20 protein-coding genes are annotated in these 16313 nt (G+C 48.4%); 2 read left to right on the forward strand and 18 right to left on the reverse strand.

Annotated features, from left to right (window positions below; translation table 11 throughout):
* Window positions 1-89: 89 nt before the first annotated feature.
* The 5 genes from rpsA to AOA63_RS18900 form a co-directional block, all read right to left on the reverse strand.
* A complete protein-coding gene (gene rpsA / locus AOA63_RS07295; protein WP_053959086.1) occupies window positions 90-1331 on the reverse strand; it encodes a 30S ribosomal protein S1 in 1242 nt (413 codons plus the stop codon).
* 109 nt (window positions 1332-1440) lie between these two features.
* On the reverse strand, window positions 1441-2043 hold the full coding sequence (locus AOA63_RS07300) for a lysophospholipid acyltransferase family protein (protein WP_053959087.1): 603 nt from the start codon (window positions 2041-2043) through the stop codon (window positions 1441-1443).
* On the reverse strand, window positions 2043-2729 hold the full coding sequence (gene cmk, locus AOA63_RS07305; RefSeq protein WP_053959088.1) for a (d)CMP kinase: 687 nt from the start codon (window positions 2727-2729) through the stop codon (window positions 2043-2045). Before cmk ends, AOA63_RS07300 begins: the two co-directional genes overlap by 1 nt.
* Window positions 2729-3142, reverse strand: coding sequence for a chorismate mutase (gene aroH, locus AOA63_RS07310; protein WP_242848292.1), 414 nt, complete (start codon window positions 3140-3142; stop codon window positions 2729-2731). Before aroH ends, cmk begins: the two co-directional genes overlap by 1 nt.
* Before the next feature lie 50 nt (window positions 3143-3192).
* Window positions 3193-3351: a DUF2197 domain-containing protein gene (locus AOA63_RS18900; RefSeq protein WP_347474779.1), complete on the reverse strand. Its 159-nt coding sequence runs from the start codon at window positions 3349-3351 to the stop codon at window positions 3193-3195.
* Window positions 3352-3404: 53 nt separating this feature from the next.
* Between AOA63_RS18900 and AOA63_RS07315 the strand changes: the two genes are divergently transcribed.
* The gene (locus tag AOA63_RS07315) at window positions 3405-4535 is read left to right on the forward strand and encodes a hypothetical protein (protein ID WP_053959089.1); all 1131 of its coding nucleotides are present in this window, start codon (window positions 3405-3407) and stop codon (window positions 4533-4535) included.
* On the opposite strand, the gene AOA63_RS07320 is transcribed toward AOA63_RS07315, so the two are convergent.
* From AOA63_RS07320 to AOA63_RS07325, 3 genes are read right to left on the reverse strand one after another with little or no spacing between them, the layout of a single operon-like run.
* Window positions 4501-5544, reverse strand: a complete 1044-nt coding sequence (locus AOA63_RS07320; protein WP_242848371.1) for a nicotinate phosphoribosyltransferase — start codon at window positions 5542-5544, stop codon at window positions 4501-4503. The two genes, AOA63_RS07315 and AOA63_RS07320, sit on opposite strands and share 35 nt — an antisense overlap.
* On the reverse strand, window positions 5447-6334 hold the full coding sequence (locus AOA63_RS20200) for a pseudouridine synthase (protein ID WP_082343818.1): 888 nt from the start codon (window positions 6332-6334) through the stop codon (window positions 5447-5449). The genes AOA63_RS07320 and AOA63_RS20200 overlap by 98 nt, the downstream gene beginning before the upstream one ends.
* Window positions 6335-6358: 24 nt before the next feature.
* Window positions 6359-6823, reverse strand: a complete 465-nt coding sequence (locus tag AOA63_RS07325) for a RidA family protein (RefSeq protein ID WP_053959091.1) — start codon at window positions 6821-6823, stop codon at window positions 6359-6361.
* A gap of 147 nt (window positions 6824-6970) precedes the next feature.
* Between AOA63_RS07325 and AOA63_RS07330 the strand changes: the two genes are divergently transcribed.
* Complete coding sequence (locus AOA63_RS07330; RefSeq protein ID WP_053959092.1) at window positions 6971-7504, forward strand: spore maturation protein; 534 nt, start codon at window positions 6971-6973, stop codon at window positions 7502-7504.
* Between the two features lie 540 nt (window positions 7505-8044).
* On the opposite strand, the gene AOA63_RS07335 is transcribed toward AOA63_RS07330, so the two are convergent.
* The 10 genes from AOA63_RS07335 to AOA63_RS07385 form a co-directional block, all read right to left on the reverse strand.
* Entirely contained in the window at window positions 8045-8635 is a 591-nt protein-coding gene (locus AOA63_RS07335) for a nucleoside recognition domain-containing protein (RefSeq protein ID WP_053959093.1), read from the reverse strand.
* Between the two features lie 754 nt (window positions 8636-9389).
* A complete protein-coding gene (panC, locus tag AOA63_RS07345) occupies window positions 9390-10244 on the reverse strand; it encodes a pantoate--beta-alanine ligase (RefSeq protein ID WP_082343819.1) in 855 nt (284 codons plus the stop codon).
* A 13-nt stretch (window positions 10245-10257) separates the two neighbouring features.
* Entirely contained in the window at window positions 10258-10458 is a 201-nt protein-coding gene (locus tag AOA63_RS07350; protein ID WP_053959095.1) for a hypothetical protein, read from the reverse strand.
* 36 nt (window positions 10459-10494) lie between these two features.
* Window positions 10495-10926 (reverse strand): hypothetical protein, encoded by a 432-nt coding sequence (locus AOA63_RS07355; RefSeq protein ID WP_053959096.1) that lies wholly within the window; start codon window positions 10924-10926, stop codon window positions 10495-10497.
* Window positions 10927-11099: 173 nt separating this feature from the next.
* The gene (locus AOA63_RS07360) at window positions 11100-12728 is read right to left on the reverse strand and encodes a DEAD/DEAH box helicase (RefSeq protein WP_053959097.1); all 1629 of its coding nucleotides are present in this window, start codon (window positions 12726-12728) and stop codon (window positions 11100-11102) included.
* Window positions 12725-13618 (reverse strand): hypothetical protein, encoded by an 894-nt coding sequence (locus AOA63_RS07365; protein ID WP_053959098.1) that lies wholly within the window; start codon window positions 13616-13618, stop codon window positions 12725-12727. Before AOA63_RS07365 ends, AOA63_RS07360 begins: the two co-directional genes overlap by 4 nt.
* Window positions 13584-14417, reverse strand: coding sequence for an RNA ligase family protein (locus AOA63_RS07370; RefSeq protein ID WP_053959099.1), 834 nt, complete (start codon window positions 14415-14417; stop codon window positions 13584-13586). The genes AOA63_RS07365 and AOA63_RS07370 overlap by 35 nt, the downstream gene beginning before the upstream one ends.
* Entirely contained in the window at window positions 14414-15181 is a 768-nt protein-coding gene (locus tag AOA63_RS07375) for a Ku protein (RefSeq protein WP_053959100.1), read from the reverse strand. Before AOA63_RS07375 ends, AOA63_RS07370 begins: the two co-directional genes overlap by 4 nt.
* A 10-nt stretch (window positions 15182-15191) precedes the next feature.
* On the reverse strand, window positions 15192-15596 hold the full coding sequence (gene ytfJ, locus AOA63_RS07380) for a GerW family sporulation protein (protein WP_053960642.1): 405 nt from the start codon (window positions 15594-15596) through the stop codon (window positions 15192-15194).
* A 127-nt stretch (window positions 15597-15723) separates the two neighbouring features.
* Entirely contained in the window at window positions 15724-16278 is a 555-nt protein-coding gene (locus tag AOA63_RS07385) for a hypothetical protein (protein WP_139061518.1), read from the reverse strand.
* Window positions 16279-16313: the final 35 nt, after the last annotated feature.

The raw sequence follows: 16313 nt of genomic DNA on the forward strand, positions 1-16313 counted from the left end.
TTAGCTTGAGAACACAAATGCGCTAACCCCCGAGGTCCATCCTCGGGGGTTAGCGTGTACTTGCTATTAGGAGTGTCTTTCCTAACTCTTTACGGCTCTTTTTCATCATCCCAGTTCCCTGCGTGATACGCATTTAAATGCTCACCGATAGTTGTCGAACCGCCATCCTCTTCAATGTGGTCATGGGATGATAACGCACCATTGGCGATATCTTCGTCGGCTTGCCGTTTAGACAGCGAAATGCGTTTATTGGCTGCGTCCACGGAAAGGACTTTCACCCAAATCTTATCTCCTACAGCCACCACATCTGAGGGTTGATGAATCCGTTCCGGGGCAAGCTGTGAAATGTGTACCAGTCCATCGACACCTGGTTCTAATTCGACAAACGCTCCAAATCCCGCCAGTCGAACGACAACCCCTTGATATAATTGCCCAACACGGTATTTTTCTTCGACACCCTCCCACGGGTTCGGCAATACCTGTCGAAGGCCTAATGAGATCTTATTTTTCTCCGGATCCAGTCGCAAAACTTTCACGTCAATTTCTTGGCCCACTTCTAAGACTTCGGACGGGTGGTTAATACGTCCCCACGACATTTCGCTGATGTGTAATAGACCATCCACCCCTCCTAAGTCAATGAAGGCACCAAAGTCGGTTAAACTCTTTACAACTCCATGGCGTACTTGACCTTCTTGGATAGTTTGCCAGAGCTGTTCTTTTTTCGCATTTTCCTCGATTTCCATCGCGATTTTGCGAGATAAAATCGCACGCCGTTTGTTGCGATCTAATTCAACAACTTTGAGCGGCACCACTTGTCCTAAATATGGTGTCATGTCACTGACATAGCCCCGGGCGATGTGAGAGGCTGGAATAAACCCACGCAGACCCACATCGACCACTAATCCACCCTTGACAATTTCTACGACGGGAGCGTGTAAAATTTGGCCCGATTCTTGAGCCTCTTCAAGTTTTTTCCAGGCATCTTGTTCGTCGGCCCGTTTTTTCGAGAGTTTCAAAACGCCCTCTTCGCCTTCATAACCTAATACATAGACCGATATGACGTCTCCCAGCTTCACCACATCTTCGGGGCGCTCAATACGGCGGTGACTTAAATCCTGCAAATGGATGATTCCTTCGGATTTTGCCCCCACGTCAACGAGCACGCCATCATTGGAAATATGGACAACTTTTCCTTCCACTATGTCCCCCGGATGGACATCCTCCATGGGCGCATAAGCGAGAGAATCTTCCATATTCATGATGTCTTCATGCTCTTGATTTTTAGCTTGCTCCGTGGTGTCCTCTGGCATTGTGTGTTCCCGTTCATCCATGATCGCCGGCCCCCTTGTCATTGCGCCTGTATGAAACGTGTTTCACATACTACTCCTTTACATATTACACCGGAAGTTGGCATCAATCCAAGAATTTTCATATGACCCGTCATCGCTTAATACGTTTTTTCCGCGAAAAATGTTCGATCTGATTACCCGGAATTTGCTCGGCAATCTTGCGCATAATCAATTTCTGCGCTTCGTGCCTTTCCATGTCACGGGGAATCGTGAACACTTCCCCAATGGAATATCGGATCGTTTTGCGAAAACCATATTGCCCACTGATCCCAATGGGAATGCAAGGGGCTCCCGTCTTTTGTGCTAAATACACAGCACCCGCCCGGGCTTCTTGCAAAGCACCAGTTTCAGAGCGGTGACCTTCAGGAAAAATCATTAAAGCCTTTTCCTGTTCTAAAATGCGTAAAGATGTGCGAATAGCTTGTCGGTCTGGATGACCGCGGCGCACTGGAAAGGCGTGAAGATGTTGGATAAGCCACCCAAAAATCGGATATCGGAATAATTCCACTTTTGCCATAAAATACACGGGTCTCGGCATCAAAATAGCCGCCATAGGCGGATCTAATAATGTAATGTGATTGACTAAAATCAGTAATGGTCCTTTTCGCGGTACGTTTTCCACGCCTTTAACCTCAATACGAAAGTATAATGAAAAGGCCCAACGTACCATCCAATATAAGACCCAATAAAACATTACGAGACGCGTTGCCGATAATACTCCAACATCATATCGACAACACGATCCACCTCCATATCGGTGGTGTCAATCAAAATGGCATCCTCCGCTTGACGCAAGGGGCCTACTTCGCGGGCAGCATCCAGGGTATCCCGGTGACGAATTTCTTCCCCTAATGTCTCTAAATTTGGATGAAAACCTAAAGCCACCAAATCATTTAACCGACGCCGAGCTCGGGCTTCCAATGATGCCGTCAAATAAAATTTCAAGTCCGCATCCGGCAACACGTATGTACCAATGTCGCGTCCATCCATCACCACGCGTCCTTCACGCGCCATGGCCCGCTGCCTTCGAACCATTTCTTCACGAACCAGCGGAAATCCCGCGACCAGCGAAACACTCGCATTGACTTCCGGAGTACGCAATAGAGTCGTCACGTCTTCCCCATCTAACCAGACTGATGGCTGTCCTTGCCCATTTCCTATTAAATCAATGGTGGTCGATTTCAATAATTCGGCCAACTGCGATTCATCACGTAAATCAATACCATGTTGCAATGCCTTCAGTGCTAAGGCCCGGTACATTGCTCCAGAATCAAGATACAAGAAGCCCAATCGCTCCGCCATTTTTCGGGCCACGGTGCTTTTACCCGCACCGGCAGGCCCGTCAACTGTCACGACTGGGCCTCGTCCCAAAGCCTTCATTATCCCTGTGACTCCTCACGACTCTTTACGAGATCTTCGCGTAATACCACAGCACCATACTGATAGATGTGGCGGATTTCTTCTTGCGATTTTTGCGTCTCGGCTTGCATCAAAATGCGTACCGTCATAGGCAATCCATGAGGGACATCCAATTCTCGCATACAGATAACCGGCACATATTGCCATCCAATTTGTCGTGCCGCTTCTGCTGGAAAGGTCGCATGGAGATCAGGAGTCATGGTAAAACAAATACTGCTCATATCTTCCGGGCGTATATCGTTCGCGCGAGCCATCTCCAACAAAAGTTCCTGAGTACGTTCTAAAATGTGATGTGCCTCATCACGATCGACCTGTGTCGCTCCTCGTATTCCCCGAATCAATCCGTCAACATCCTTTCTATCCTTGATATCCACATGCTATTACGCCTGATCACAACATGATTTCGAGATTTTTGCAAGTGATTTTATGATTTCTGGCCTTCCTTAGCCTCCAATTGAATCTTTTGTTGACAGGTACGACAGATGTAAGGATGTTCAGGACTATACTTTAATAGCTCGTATTCTTTAGTCCAAGCGGCCACATCGCTTACTGTACCACAAATTTGGCAACGTACTTGCATCATTATCCCTCCTAGCTCATGATGTGACTGAGAAAACCTTTAAAAAGGGGGCCATCATGTCTCAAATAGTGTCCCAAAACCCGATGGACATCACCATAGAAATTGTTGACGAATATATACGGCGAATCCCAGAAAAAACACTACGGTTAGCCCGTGATTATATTTATGAAGACCGCTGTATCCGCAAGATGAGCATGCCTGGGCGCCTCATTGCGGAACTGCGTGGTTACCATGACTCCTATATTCCACATTTTGAACTCTCTGCGGATTTGTGGCAAGGGGGCTGCACCTGTATGCGCCCTGCTCCATGTGCTCATGTCGGAGCGTTATTGCTAAGTTTTCGCCAGCATCCCGAGCAATTTGTTTTTCCGCCGTACGCCTTCGCCATGGCATTACAAAATTCATGGCGTGTTCTTTTTGAGGCCACAACGGGCGTCAATATTCTTCGGTTGATGCCCGAAATCGCGCCATGGTGGATGCTTCCCCGCAAAATAGCACATACTAAATCTGAACAAATGGCTTTGGACAATTTAGAGCGCATCATTCATCAGCCCCAAATGCTCGTCGATCTCCATCCAAGTTGGTTGGATGATCCTTCGATTTTGAACGCGATAAAAGGCTGGAAGAACGCACAGCTAATCCGCAAGCCGGGATTATTATTCTGGATTAAACTATGGGCGTATAATCCCTTTTTGCCGCTGGACCATATTTTTTCGAGTTTTCCTGACGAAATCGAGGCATTGACGTCGCAGATTCTTGCCGAGTTATGGAATCCCGGAGTGATTCCTTTCCCAACGGACCGGCAGTGGCACCGGGTACAGCGTCTTTTATCCCTTATGGAGCTGATACCCTCAGTGCCCATTGTGTTTTTATGGGATCAATTTGCAGCGATGGACCCCTTATTTTTAGCAAGAACCCATGCCCTAATTCGCCAAGGCCAAATGGACCAGGCTATCCATTATATTGAACAGCACTGGCCCGAAGATGCCCAGGAACAACACATTGTTCGTCAAGCCCTCATTAATTGGCTACCAGACTCGAAGAAATTGCCTTATCTCATCGCCGATTGTCTGGAAACCGGATCTGTTCCAGAATTGCAAGAACTCAAAAAACACCTCATACCCGAAGCCTATGAGGATTTAAAAAACTTGTTCAATCGCCGCTGGCCATCCTCTTACGAATCTTAAGATCTGGGGAAGGTGTCAGTCCAGGAATTCTCCCCCGTTTCGCTACGGGTTGACCTTCAATCGCTTTAAGATCCATTGTCATATCGAGTGGTGGCGCTGCCGCGATATAACTGCCCACACCAAATCCCGTCACCCCAGCTTCTTTTAAAGCAATAATCCGTTCAGGAGTGAGGCCGCCAGATACAAATATGCCCACATGATCAATCCCTTTTTGGGCAAGACGAATACGGATTTCCCGGACTAATTCCGGCGTTACTCCTCCCCGTTCTCTTGGAGTATCGAGCCGGATCGCATTAAGTCGCTCTTTCAAAGCCTCTGCCACTCGAATGGCTTCCTCGGCCTCGTCTTTGAAGGTATCGACCAAAACCACCCGTGGCGCATCTTCTGGCATAATCCGGTCATAGGCCAAAGCTGCGTCGACAGTATCGCCCGCCATCAGAAGTAAGGCATGGGGCATGGTCCCCGAAGGCATTTGATTCGCCTGACGAGCTCCCAAAATACTGCTGGCTCCTTTGGCTCCACCGACAAGGGCCGCCCGGTCCATCACCGAAGCCACGGCAGGATGGACATGCCGCGCACCAAACGAGTAGACCGGAACGGGATCGGCGGCTTCCACAATCTCGCGGGTCGCGCTGGCCCAACCTGAAGAGGACGCCAAAATGCCCAACAGTGCCGTTTCGTATAATCCAAAGTCTCCGTACCGTCCCGTTATCCGCATCACGACTTGTTTCGCAGTTACTGTAGTGCCCTCATCTAACGATTCCACCTGAACTGGCAACGGTTCCAGTAATGCCAAAGCCTCGTCAATTCCTGCAAGCAGCCCAGACCGATTGGCAAAGATTTCAGCGGTCACAATCTTATTGTTCAGTCCTAATTCCTTAAGAATTTGCTGGGTTCCCACGAAGTACACATCAGCGGTGATTCCGGCCTGAATTTCCTCGGGTGTGGCTGAGCGAATGCCGCGACTGGGCGGTTGGTATTGTTGAACGGCCTGGACGCTTGATACCACGTGCTGTAAATCTGGATTTGGTGATTTCATTCGATTTGTCATCCCTTCGATTCCTGGAATTCTTTTGCCGTGCTGTTTCCACCATGCTATATAATGCCTTGACTTCGCGGTGTGTCAACGGGCGAAATTGGCCCTCTTCAAGTCCTTCCAATGATAAAGGTCCAAATGCGATCCGTTTTAATGACAACACTGGGTGGCCGATAGCCTCAAAAATTCGCCGAACTTCGCGTTTTCGCCCTTCTGTTAACGTCAGACGAAACAGCGCATTGTTATTTTCGGTCCGAAGAATTTTAATTTCTTGGGGATGGGCATACCCGTCCTCCAGTTGAATGCCTTTTTCCAACCGCAACCAGTGATTCCGTCGAGGAATACCTTGAACCCAGGCCTCGTAAACCTTGGGGACAGCATACGACGGATGCATCAGGTGATGCGCCAACACACCATCATTAGTCATGATGATGAGACCCGATGTCTCTTTGTCGAGACGGCCTACAGGAAAAACCCGCCCAAATCGAGCAGGCACTAGCTCAGATATGAGATGCTCCGCGTGGCGGTCTTTCAAAGAAGTGGTATAACCTACGGGCTTATTGAGGATTAAATAGATTCGTTCGGTTTTGACTTGAAGGGGACGGCCATCCACGACAATTTGATCCGTCTCAGGGTCTACGACTTGCCCTAAATGAGCCTTCTGACCGTTGACGAGGACCCTTCCGGCATCAATCCATGTTTCCGCTTCACGCCGCGAACAGAGCCCAGCTTGGGCTATAACTTTTTGTAGACGGGAATTCATGCCGTCCCTCCTTTGGTGAACAACCTATTCACGAATCAAAAAAATACATTCGACTTCCACGGCAGCATTAAGCGGCAAGGCATTGGTGCCAACGGCCGAACGAGCATGCCGTCCGTTTTCTTGAAAGATTTCTTCCAAAACCCACGATGCCCCATTAATGACTTGCGGTTGATCATGAAATTCCGGCGTCGATTGTACAAATCCCACGACCTTGATAACCGCTTCCAGACGGTCTAAATCCCCAACGGCTGCCGCTGCCACACTGATCGCATTTAAGGCCGCCTGACGAGCAGCTTGTTGTGCGTCTTCAAGGCTCACATTTTCGCCGACCTTGCCCTCGGCAACAAGTTTTCCTTCTCGAAAAGGCAGCTGCCCCGATGTAAAACACAACGATCCGGCAACACGCGCTGGCACATAGGCGGCTACCGCTTTGGGAGCTTCCGGTAAGATAATTCCTAGTTCTTGTAATCGTTTAGATAATAATCCCATTTTTGTCCTCCATTCATGCTTGTCACGGTTGTATCATATCTTTTCCTAGACAAGACGTCGCCACTCGGGATTTTCCGGATTAGTATACCAGGTTGTCCCATCTATTTCGACCGTCACCGTGTATCCTTAAAGGAGCGCAAAGACCACATGACCGCGATTATCGAAACGGTATCAGTTTGGGCCATCCCCTTTCTCATCGGCTTTATTCCGATTTATGGATGGCTTAAAGGAATCAAAGTGTACGAAACCTTTGTCGAAGGAGCCGAGGAAGGATTTCGCATGGCCGTCCGGATGATTCCTTTCTTAGTCGGCATTTTAGTTGCCCTAAATATTTTCGAAGCTTCTGGGGCATTAGATGCCGTGATTCATTTTCTTTCCGGCCCCCTGCACTATTTAGGGGTACCGGCACCCGTGGTTCCCTTGTTGCTAGTGCGTCCTTTATCAGGAGGTGCGGCATTAGGAATAACCACCGGGTTGTTGCATCGCTACGGACCTGATTCTTTTATTGGCCGATTAGCATCGACCGTGCAAGGGAGCACCGATACCACGTTTTATGTTGTCACCCTCTATTTTGGGTCAATCGGTATCAAAAAGATTCGCTATGCACTGACAGTCGCGTTAATCGGAGATCTCGCGGGATTTATTGCCGCTGTATTTATCTGTCATCAACTATTTGGATAATCCTTGGGCATTAACCCCAAAAAAGATGAGCGTGATGGGTGCAGGTTTTCCTAAACCCTAAGGACAAAATAGACGGCGTTTGTGCAAAGTTTCACTGACCTTGTGGATAGCCATTGTAGACAACGGCTCAATACGAACAAACTATTTGATGGCACTGTGTCCATCAAACTAGCTATTGCCTGGATTCCTACGATTTGTACGAATTGAGAACCACAAAAAACGTCAGATGATCAAATTTCCGAAGACTGGGGGCAATTTCTGCTCCATGGCTGCCGCGATATTCGAACGGGTCAGAAGTCTCAGCGTTATATCGTCCCCCCTTTGATCCCTAAGAAGCCCTTTTCGAGCATTGAGCAGGTGCTGTGGGGCGAAAGCCTTGGGTTCCCGAAATATTTTGCCAGGTCAGCTGAAAGATCTCCTCTACCAATCAAGCAAGGAGAACGCACGACAAGACTTGCCGAGATTAACTTCTCCGCCTTGAACGGCCGAATTTTACGGCGCATCCCATAAGAGATGAATGCCCCAAAACTGTAGTCCGAATTATAGTTTATCGTTGCGGTGAAAATGGCGGAAAAGGCGCTCGGCCGTAATGGCGACGATAGACGCCACGGTCGTCGCCACAATCGTCGGTCCAACAATTTCGGTAGGATTTTTGGATCCCGCCGCTACCCGTAAAGCAATGACAGTTGCCGGGATTAGGTTTATCGAGGCTGTATTAATTGCTAAGAAGGTAATCATATTAGCGGACGCTGTATCTTTGACGGGATTAAGTTTTTGCAACTCCTCCATGGCTTTCAATCCAAAGGGCGTTGCTGCCCCGCCCATCCCCAGGATATTAGCTGCCATATTCATTAACATATTGCCCATAGCCGGATGATCTTGGGGAATACCAGGAAATAACCGCGACACCAACGGAGCGAGGAGACGAGAAAACGCTCGCATTAAACCCGATTCTTCGGCAATTTTAGCCATGCCTAACCACAGCGCCATAATCCCAATAAATCCAAAGGCGACTTCAACGGCCTTCTCGCTACCGGTCACAATCGCCTCAGTCACCGACATCATGGAGTGATGTAGGGCACTAACTACCAAGCCGCCAACAATTAACACCAGCCAGACGATATTGACCATGCTTATCCCCCCAATATTCTAGGGGACATTATATGTAGCTCGTCCGGTTAAAAGACCGCACTGGTGAAATTGTCTCAATTTGACCATTATTAATTATGTAATGGATTAACATTGTTACCAAAATGGGACATAAAGCCCCGACCTTGAGGTCTTGGGATATCAGCCCATGACCCGAAAGGACCAAAAGTCTTTTAGGGTTCGCCATTCGATACCATGACACGGGTGGCAAACGAACGCGCTGCCGAAATCATCGAGTGGGAATCATACCGGATTATGTGCATTTGCTTGTGGACGATCTGCACTACGGCATTCGCAAATTAGGGAAGCCGCTCAAAGGCCGATCCTCAAAATTTTTGTGCCAAGAGTTTCCATGGCTTCCAAATCGTCTGCCCAGTTTGTAGACACATGCATATTGTGTTTCTACGGCGGGGGATGCCCCGCTTGCCAATATCAAGCAAGACATCGAAAACCAAAAATCGGTCTAAACGATCTCGCTCATCCGTCGTGTCGTGTGTGACATCCCGCTGGAGATCACGCCAGCGCAAGAAGGGCGACTCCTGACGCGGTTTGAGGGGGGCCCGACAACTGTATAATGCGCTTCTGAGCGAAGCCCTCCGGCGTCTCCGGTTGCTCAATGCTTGACCCTAAAAAGGGGATTACAGTACCATTGACCCCTACAGGGTCAATGCCTGATATCCCTGCTCTGAACGGCGGGATTGTACGGAAAATCTCAAACTCTTAAGACGCTCCGGCTCTAAGGAACCAATACCACATTATCAATTAAGCGGGCTTGTCCTATGCGCGCAGCCAGAGCGATCAAGACCGGAGAATCTCTAATCACCTCAATGGGCTCGAGTGTTCGTTGGTCTACCAAAGCAATATATTCAGGATCGATGTTCTGGCTTTGTAAGACCTGCTTCACTTTGTCTATCAGCTGATTCGCCCTACGCTCACCGTTTTCAAACAGGACCTGCGCCGCATAAAGTCCTTGATAAAGAAAAGCAGCCTGCTCCTTTTGTGATGGCGTTAAATATTGATTACGTGACGACATCGCCAGCCCCGATGTTTCTCGGACTGTAGGGACAGCAATAATGGCTATGGGAAAATTTAAATCCTCGACAAGTTGTTTGATAATGGCCAGCTGTTGGGCATCTTTTTGTCCAAACAAAGCCAAATGAGGCCGCGTGATATTAAATAACTTAGCCACAACCGTCGCCACTCCATCAAAATGGCCCGGCCGAGCTAATCCACACATGACCATGGTCATCGAAGGCATGGTAATAACCGTTTTACTCGGACCATGCGGATACATTTCCAGTACTGTGGGAGCAAATACCGTGAGCGGATGATACGGCTCCAAAACCGCCAAATCGTTCTCTAAATTGCGCGGGTATTTCTCGAAATCTTCATGGGGTCCAAATTGCATGGGATTGACGAAAATGCTCACAATGACAACCGGCGCCAATGCCTTGGCCCGTTCTACTAACGCCAAATGACCGGCATGTAACGCGCCCATTGTCGGTACTAACGCCACCTTTTGATGGGACGGGACGCTATCGCGAAATCGTTTCATCGCATCCAAGGTTTCTAAACACGTGATCCTTGACACCGACAAGCTCCTCTCACAGCTCCAGTAATCCCTTAAGTTGACGAATAAAGTGATCTTCACTTAAGGCGCCTTCAAAACTTTGCTTCATACTTAAATCTTTCACCGTCATAATCGTTTTGGGAACGGCGTAAACGCCTTCTTCCTCCGACCATTCCGCAAATTCGTTAGCCTCGATGGATTCTCCACGGATTCTTGCTGGATTGGCTAAAGCCATCTGATGGACCAGGCGAACCGCCCGGGGACAGTGCGGTCACGTAGGCGTCACAAACACTTGCAAAAGCACGTCATGTTCTAAATTGCGAACATAATTCATGGTCTTCTCACTCAGCCGGGAGCGGCCAACGGAAACATCGAGAATATCTTCAATTAACACAGCGAATTCATAGCCTGACGGTATCCCTAAAATGCGAATGCCGGTATCATCCTCGTTTTTGTCACGCAGAATTAATGTCGGAACATGCTCTACACCATAGAGTGCAGCTAATAATTGATTTTTGTGAAAGTCGTAAACTTCCAGATGTAAAAGGTCCGGCATTAAGCTGACCACTTCGGTGAGAATACCGTGCGTATGCTGACTCCAATCTTGGTCCGGATCCAAAAACAAATCTAAATGCACGGGAAATTTTAGATCCCGAAACATTTCTGCCAAAGTTTGCCGATCCCGTTCGTTTAAAAATCCCATAGTTGTCCCTCGCTGCCAATAATCAGATCATACACTCTTCAATGCCATGAGAAATTGTTCAGAACGCCACTCAGTTCCGTCGTTACTGATACTTTATGACACGATGGGTCAACTGGTCACCCCGAATCTTTGGTACGTTGTACCAGACATTATACTGCTGACCCAGCCAAAATTCAGTTAACAGATTCTTTTGGATTTTGTGTGGTTGACTCAGGCGACGTGGAGGATTTGTCCAAATGTGGCCAACTCAAACGCCGGCGCGCCGCTAAAAATTCTTGGCCCAAAGCGTCTAAGCGCATCTCAATCGCTTTGCGATCATCTTCCCAGAAAAAGATATCCAGCAACCGTTTTTCCAGGCTTCCCCGGCGTTCCAAGTGTCTTAGAATCACATCAAGTTCTCCAATCACATGGCGAAACAAATCAATTTTCTCATGCAGTAGATGTAATATATTTTCTTCGATCGTGTCAACCGTGAACAAGTTGTAAATTTCCACCGGATGTTCTTGCCCAATCCGGTGGACCCGACCAATACGCTGTTCAATACGCATAGGGTTCCAAGGTAAATCAAAGTTGATTAACTGGTGACAAAATTGCAGGTTTAATCCTTGTCCTCCGGCCTCCGTGGAGACTAACACATGATCCCCGTCGCGAAACCAGGCAATTAAGCGGTCACGCTCGGTTCGGTTTAAGCCCCCGTGAAACGCTTCAGCCAAAATCCCTTGTTCTCGCAAAAAATTAACAATCATTTGCTGACTGGCCCGATATTCCGTAAAAATGAGAACCTTACCTCCAATCACTCGAATCAAATCACTAATCGCCCGGATTTTCGCGGTCACGGGGATGGACCGGGCCAGTTCTAACAGTTCCTGTTGTAAGGATCCTAACCAGGTGGAGGATTCCAATGTCGGAATTAGCGCCTGAGGCGACGAACATAATTCTCGTTGCAACGTAATGAGGGGAAGTACCGTCTGATTGCCTTGAAGACGATGGCGGTATTCCACCTTCAACGCGTGGGTCATCGTGTCATAAAGCCGGCGTTCGGCCTCACTGAGCACAATTGGCCACAATGTGACTTCGCGGGGAGGTAATGACAGCCCCACATCCTGTCGTTGATTACGAACCATCACTTGCGACAATAACTTTTTTAAAGCGCGTGCATTTTTAGGCGTGCGTTTGTCCAAAATGAATTGACGATAAAAGCGCAAATAATTCCCAAATAATCCGGGTTTCACCAAGTTTACGAGGGTATATAATTCTGTTAATTCATTTTCCATCGGTGTGGCCGTTAACAAGACTAAATACCGCGACTGAAGTCCTTCCACCAACTGGTAGTTTAATGTCTTGGTATTTTTAAGGTGATGCGCCTCATCGACAATGACTAGATCCCAAGGCACATATTGTAATTGTTGATAAAGCGGCGGCCGTTTAGCCGTATCAATAGATAATACCCATAACCAGCCTTGATCATGGGCATTGTGTAGAGCTTGCCAACCGAACTTATTTTTGAGTTCGTGAATCCATTGGGTGATCAGTCCCGCTGGCACTAAAATCAATACCCGGTCGACAAGGCCTTGGGCCTTCAATTCAGCGATAATTAATCCTGCCTCAATGGTTTTGCCGAGTCCGACTTCATCAGCTAAAATGGCTCGACCTTGAAGATGATTTACCACCGTTAACACACTATCAATTTGATAACTGTGCAAATGTAATCCCTGTTCGATATACGGCTCAATTGCGGGCCAACAGTGGAGATGGCCTATTAAGTGCTCTAGAGTCGGTGCTTGGCGCGATTTTCTGGTCATTTTGCCTCACCCTCCGAAGAGTGGCTCAAGCTGAGAGGAACCATAATCCCTTGAGCTTCGAGGTGCTGGCGTAAAGAAATGGCTGGTGTAAACACGCCGAAGAGATCGCCATAACGCCCAATTCGTTCTATGACACGCGGCATTGTCCACCATGTGGGCAGGATATCCACTTCATCAAGCATTACAGGGCAGGAAACAGATGCTGTCTTAACCGCTCGAACGCTATAGACCCCCGCCATCGTCCGGTGATATCCGTTTTGCAAGAAATCAATATAGACACGTTGTCCTCGCCTAACTTTTAGCCGTTCCGTGGTGAATAAATGCGGGTAGGTCTTGACAGCGATTTCTGCAATAAGACGACAGGCCGTCGTGACTATTTCATAGGATTCCGGCTCAATTCTCATATAAATGTGCATCCCGTTATGACCGGAGGTTTTCAAAAGATAAGGAAGACGGAGTAATTCCAAAAGTTTAGCCATTATCCTTGTTGCCTCTGCAACTTTCTCCCACCCTACCTCGTGGGGATCCAAGTCAAAAACTGCCCAATCATGCAGGTCGGGTTCCTCAATTAAGGCTAGAGGCACGTGCCATTCAATAACCCCCAGAGCCACCCATTGTAACAATTCTTTCGAGGTATGAATTTGAATCATCTGCGAGGCATTTGTTCGAGTCCGCTCATGTTTTTGATAAAACATCGGCCCGCCGATTCCATGGGGCCACCGTTTAACCGTCAAAGCCCGGTGAGAATAGTGCGGCAAAATCACCGAGCTCACGGCGGCATAATAATCCAACAAATCGAGCCGTGTCACCCCAATATCTGGGAATAACACTCTTTCAGGGTGCGAAACATGAAGGCTAATTCGATGTTCGCCATTGACGAATTCGACCATGCCGCATCTTTCCTTCTGCTGTGAGTTCTCGGTATTCGACTTCTACGTCAATTGGATCGGGTAAGCGCCAGATGATATCCGTCCCTCTCTTCTCCTTGACTAACAACGAAACCTCCACGTTCCAGTCCTTGGGGGCTAATAATTTAGCCATCACATCTCCGCCATCCTTGTCCGAACTCACCCACCACATCCATTGACCATCCAGGGCTCGGGAAATTACAGACACGACGGCCCATTGACGGTTCATGACTAAAAATTTCTGCCAGGCCCTCACCCGCTTTCCTGGTAAATAGGGACTGTTTAAGTTCTTGGCCATGACCCCTTCAAGACCATGGTCCCACGCCGCCGTCCACAAAGCCATTCCGTGTTCGACCACACCATCGGCCACGACAATTTTTCCCTGCGTTGACACCACGTTATGCAAATATTCAAGACGTGTTTTCAGTGGTTTGGCCAACAGCCATTCACCCTCTGCATATAAACAATCAAACACAATCACTCGGTGTGCCCCTCCATGACGTCGTTGAAGAGCCGAAAAAGACGGTTTGCCGTTCTCCCAGGCAATCAACTCGCCATCTAAAATAACGGGCCGATCGAGCTCCTTAGCCACATCGGCCAAATCAGGAAATTGCCTGAGTAGGCTTTGGCCGTTACGCGAAAAGATTTGGAGATGGTCGGTCCAATGGATTTGACACCGGTAACCATCCCATTTTATTTCATACCACCAGTGGACATCATCAAAGGGATGGGGCACCCGAACGGCCAACATGGGGGCAATGAACGTATGAGGCTCTATCATACCCTTTGGGCCGTCTGCGAAACCGATGCCCGTAATTGTTCCATCAAAGACATCACCTCGCGCGTCGTGTGTGTTTCTTCCGGGGTTATCGCTTGGGGCATCAACGCTTGGATCCGTTCTAAAAGCTCTCGCTTGGCCTCATTGGGATACCGTTCTGGAACAAATGGCTCCTGCATTTGTTTCACCAACATTACGGCCATATCCCGTTCTTTATCAGATATTTGCACGGATACATCGCCAAAGTTTTTTCCTTCTTCACGCAAACTTTCCGGAAAATACAAGGTATGCATCATCAAGGTCGACGAATGAAAGGTCCGGACCACAGCTAAGGACGGCTTAGACCGAAGCGTCAATTCTGCCAACGCGACTAAATGCGTATTCTGCATTGTATCCGCTAATAAGCGGTAAGCTTTGTGCCCTCCCGGCAGAGGCTTCAGCCAGTAAGCTTGCCGGAAGTAGACAGGATCAATGGCATCTAACAGATGAAAACTCATAATGGTGACGTTATGATCCGTCGAAGACTGGACGATGTCCTGATCCTCGAGCACCACATAACGTCCATCCGGCACAGGAGCCCCTCGCACTATCTCACCGGATTCGACTTCGACATGGCAGGTCGGACAATATTTTCGATATTGAATCCTGGATCCACATACCTTGTGAAGCCAATGAATCTCCACTTTTTCATCATCCATCGCTTTATAAACCTGGATGGGAATAGAGACCAAGCCAAAACCAATCACCCCTTTATATAAGCTTCTCACTACAATCACCCTATTGAGATACGTCTTGGGGGTTGACCAGGGTTGTGGTGTGGTTTTGTGCCTTCGGCTTACCATTACCACTAATGAGATGCTGGATTTGGTCAAGAAGTTGGGGCACATTGTTCACGATCGATTCGAGCACATCTCCGCGATCAACCGAGAGTAAGCGTACATTATCTCCATGAGCAACCAGAAAACCGACGGGATGAACAGTCACTCCGGCTCCACTCCCGCCGCCAAAAGGATGCCCGGGACCGTCACTTTCCCGTTTCCAGTATTCACCACCCCCAGCGGCAAATCCAAAGGAAACACGCGACACCGGAATAATTGTCCCGCCGTCAGGCGTCTGAACCGGTTGACCCACCACCGTGTTCACATCGATCATGCCTTTAATCGATTCCATGGCTGTTTTCATGAGACTTTCAATAGGATGTCCCTCTTGATATGCATGTGAGTCCGTGTTGGTGATATGTTCCACAAAGTTCACTCCTACCTCAAAGTTTTTTGGCTGCCGATGGTCGTCGGATAATGATGCTAGACAACTATTTTTGGTAACGGCCATGAATAAAGAGGAAAATGGCCCGAATCAACGCTTGGAGAGATGCTTCGACCAGACTGCCCACCCGAAATCGTAATGTCGCATGAAATTCTCCTTGGAATTGCACGCGGTCCCATACCGGATAAATCCCATAAACCGGGCGTCGGGAACTTCTCGGTGCTATGCGCAAGCTTACCCAAGGCCCCAGCAAATTATTCAACAGGCCAATAATTAGTGCCGTGCTGGCCGCTTCTGCCAGCCCTAAATACAACACACAAGAAAAATTTGTGACGGATGTTTTATCCCATAGCGTTTTGACAAAATGACTATAAATTTTGAGACCCGTGAATCCTTGCGACACCCTTTTCGGGTCGAACCCTGTGGTCGGTTTAACCTTTTGTGCCGGAGTCATAGGAACACGCCAGGCATGGTGACTATGCCAGCCGAGAATTTGGGCATTAAAACCCATTGTCCATTGAGTTCCTTGACCAGACACCTTGATCGTGGTTGTAACCGGCACCAACATAACCCCAACGGCCACAACCCCGAAAGTGGTCACCAGGAAGATTGCGATCGCGATCACCCACCACACCA

This window comes from Sulfobacillus thermosulfidooxidans (genome assembly GCF_001280565.1).
Classification (GTDB): Bacteria; Bacillota; Sulfobacillia; order Sulfobacillales; family Sulfobacillaceae; genus Sulfobacillus; species Sulfobacillus thermosulfidooxidans_A.

Bases quoted from the DNA above. Each gene is read 5' to 3' on its own strand.
- rpsA (WP_053959086.1), bottom strand. From the start codon at position 1,331: ATGGATGAACGGGAACACACAATGCCAGAGGACACCACGGAGCAAGCT.
- AOA63_RS07300 (WP_053959087.1), bottom strand. From the start codon at position 2,043: ATGTTTTATTGGGTCTTATATTGGATGGTACGTTGGGCCTTTTCATTA.
- cmk (WP_053959088.1), bottom strand. From the start codon at position 2,729: ATGAAGGCTTTGGGACGAGGCCCAGTCGTGACAGTTGACGGGCCTGCC.
- AOA63_RS18900 (WP_347474779.1), bottom strand. From the start codon at position 3,351: ATGATGCAAGTACGTTGCCAAATTTGTGGTACAGTAAGCGATGTGGCC.
- AOA63_RS07315 (WP_053959089.1), top strand. From the start codon at position 3,405: ATGTCTCAAATAGTGTCCCAAAACCCGATGGACATCACCATAGAAATT.
- AOA63_RS20200 (WP_082343818.1), bottom strand. From the start codon at position 6,334: ATGAATTCCCGTCTACAAAAAGTTATAGCCCAAGCTGGGCTCTGTTCG.
- AOA63_RS07325 (WP_053959091.1), bottom strand. From the start codon at position 6,823: ATGGGATTATTATCTAAACGATTACAAGAACTAGGAATTATCTTACCG.
- AOA63_RS07330 (WP_053959092.1), top strand. From the start codon at position 6,971: ATGACCGCGATTATCGAAACGGTATCAGTTTGGGCCATCCCCTTTCTC.
- AOA63_RS07335 (WP_053959093.1), bottom strand. From the start codon at position 8,635: ATGGTCAATATCGTCTGGCTGGTGTTAATTGTTGGCGGCTTGGTAGTT.
- AOA63_RS07350 (WP_053959095.1), bottom strand. From the start codon at position 10,458: ATGGCTTTAGCCAATCCAGCAAGAATCCGTGGAGAATCCATCGAGGCT.
- AOA63_RS07355 (WP_053959096.1), bottom strand. From the start codon at position 10,926: ATGGGATTTTTAAACGAACGGGATCGGCAAACTTTGGCAGAAATGTTT.
- AOA63_RS07360 (WP_053959097.1), bottom strand. From the start codon at position 12,728: ATGACCAGAAAATCGCGCCAAGCACCGACTCTAGAGCACTTAATAGGC.
- AOA63_RS07365 (WP_053959098.1), bottom strand. From the start codon at position 13,618: ATGGTCGAATTCGTCAATGGCGAACATCGAATTAGCCTTCATGTTTCG.
- AOA63_RS07370 (WP_053959099.1), bottom strand. From the start codon at position 14,417: ATGATAGAGCCTCATACGTTCATTGCCCCCATGTTGGCCGTTCGGGTG.
- ytfJ (WP_053960642.1), bottom strand. From the start codon at position 15,596: ATGAAAACAGCCATGGAATCGATTAAAGGCATGATCGATGTGAACACG.